2 rRNA genes (1 of these 2 running past the window's edge) are annotated in these 2,465 nt (G+C 54.3%); both read right to left on the bottom strand.

Annotation, left to right across the window (positions count from 1 at the left end):
- Positions 1–84, bottom strand: a 5S ribosomal RNA gene (gene rrf, locus AACV31_RS12600); the annotation flags it as partial.
- Positions 85–174: 90 nt separating this feature from the next.
- Positions 175–2,465: ribosomal RNA gene (locus tag AACV31_RS12595) — 23S ribosomal RNA — on the bottom strand (it continues 316 nt past the right edge of the window).

The following is a 2,465-nucleotide window of genomic DNA, read 5'->3' as shown; positions in this document are numbered from 1 at the left end:
CCCCACACTACCATCGGCGCTACGGCGTTTCACTTCTGAGTTCGGCATGGGGTCAGGTGGGACCACCGCGCTACAGCCGCCAGGCAAATTCTGTCACCTGCCGCCTCACGGCCACAGGTCTTATCCGTCACAAGCTGAATAGTCTCTCAACACGCCAGACTTCTTTGGCGTTGTAAGGTTAAGCCTCACGGTTCATTAGTACCGGTTAGCTCAACGCATCGCTGCGCTTACACACCCGGCCTATCAACGTCGTCGTCTTCAACGTTCCTTCAGGAGACTTATAGTCTCAGGGAGAACTCATCTCGGGGCAAGTTTCGTGCTTAGATGCTTTCAGCACTTATCTCTTCCGCATTTAGCTACCGGGCAGTGCCATTGGCATGACAACCCGAACACCAGTGATGCGTCCACTCCGGTCCTCTCGTACTGGGAGCAGCCCCCCTCAATTCTCCAGCGCCCACGGCAGATAGGGACCGAACTGTCTCACGACGTTCTAAACCCAGCTCGCGTACCACTTTAAATGGCGAACAGCCATACCCTTGGGACCTACTTCAGCCCCAGGATGTGATGAGCCGACATCGAGGTGCCAAACACCGCCGTCGATATGAACTCTTGGGCGGTATCAGCCTGTTATCCCCGGAGTACCTTTTATCCGTTGAGCGATGGCCCTTCCATACAGAACCACCGGATCACTATGACCTGCTTTCGCACCTGCTCGAGCCGTCACTCTCGCAGTCAAGCCAGCTTATGCCATTGCACTAACCTCCTGATGTCCGACCAGGATTAGCTGACCTTCGTGCTCCTCCGTTACACTTTGGGAGGAGACCGCCCCAGTCAAACTACCCACCAGACACTGTCCCCACGCCGGATCACGGCGCCAGGTTAGAACATCAAACATTAAAGGGTGGTATTTCAAGGTTGGCTCCACGCAGACTGGCGTCCACGCTTCAAAGCCTCCCACCTATCCTACACATCAAGGCTCAATGTTCAGTGTCAAGCTGTAGTAAAGGTTCACGGGGTCTTTCCGTCTTGCCGCGGGTACACTGCATCTTCACAGCGAGTTCAATTTCACTGAGTCTCGGGTGGAGACAGCCTGGCCATCATTACGCCATTCGTGCAGGTCGGAACTTACCCGACAAGGAATTTCGCTACCTTAGGACCGTTATAGTTACGGCCGCCGTTTACCGGGGCTTCGATCAGGAGCTTCTCTTGCGATAACCCCATCAATTAACCTTCCGGCACCGGGCAGGCGTCACACCGTATACGTCCACTTTCGTGTTTGCACAGTGCTGTGTTTTTAATAAACAGTTGCAGCCAGCTGGTATCTTCGACTGACTTCAGCTCCACCCGCAGGGGCTTCACCTACATGTCAGCGTGCCTTCTCCCGAAGTTACGGCACCATTTTGCCTAGTTCCTTCACCCGAGTTCTCTCAAGCGCCTTGGTATTCTCTACCTGACCACCTGTGTCGGTTTGGGGTACGATTTGATGTTACCTGATGCTTAGAGGCTTTTCCTGGAAGCAGGGCATTTGTTACTTCAGCACCGTAGTGCCTCGTCATCACGCCTCAGCCTTAACTCTCCGGATTTGCCTGGAAAGTCAGCCTACACGCTTAAACCGGGACAACCGTCGCCCGGCTAACATAGCCTTCTCCGTCCCCCCTTCGCAGTAACACCAAGTACAGGAATATTAACCTGTTTCCCATCGACTACGCCTTTCGGCCTCGCCTTAGGGGTCGACTCACCCTGCCCCGATTAACGTTGGACAGGAACCCTTGGTCTTCCGGCGAGCGGGCTTTTCACCCGCTTTATCGTTACTTATGTCAGCATTCGCACTTCTGATACCTCCAGCATGCCTCACAGCACACCTTCGACGGCTTACAGAACGCTCCCCTACCCAACAACACATACGTGTCGCTGCCGCAGCTTCGGTGCATGGTTTAGCCCCGTTACATCTTCCGCGCAGGCCGACTCGACCAGTGAGCTATTACGCTTTCTTTAAATGATGGCTGCTTCTAAGCCAACATCCTGGCTGTCTGGGCCTTCCCACATCGTTTCCCACTTAACCATGACTTTGGGACCTTAGCTGGCGGTCTGGGTTGTTTCCCTCTTCACGACGGACGTTAGCACCCGCCGTGTGTCTCCCGTGATAACATTCTCCGGTATTCGCAGTTTGCATCGGGTTGGTAAGCCGGGATGGCCCCCTAGCCGAAACAGTGCTCTACCCCCGGAGATGAGTTCACGAGGCGCTACCTAAATAGCTTTCGGGGAGAACCAGCTATCTCCCGGTTTGATTGGCCTTTCACCCCCAGCCACAGGTCATCCGCTAATTTTTCAACATTAGTCGGTTCGGTCCTCCAGTTAGTGTTACCCAACCTTCAACCTGCCCATGGCTAGATCACCGGGTTTCGGGTCTATACCCTGCAACTTAACGCCCAATTAAGACTCGGTTTCCCTTCGGCTCCCCTATA

Origin of the sequence: Cronobacter sp. EKM101R (assembly GCF_963888145.1) — a bacterium.
Classification (GTDB): domain Bacteria; phylum Pseudomonadota; class Gammaproteobacteria; order Enterobacterales; family Enterobacteriaceae; genus Cronobacter; species Cronobacter turicensis.
Note: the sequence above shows the minus strand (reverse complement) of the source record. Positions and strands in the feature narration are given on the sequence as shown.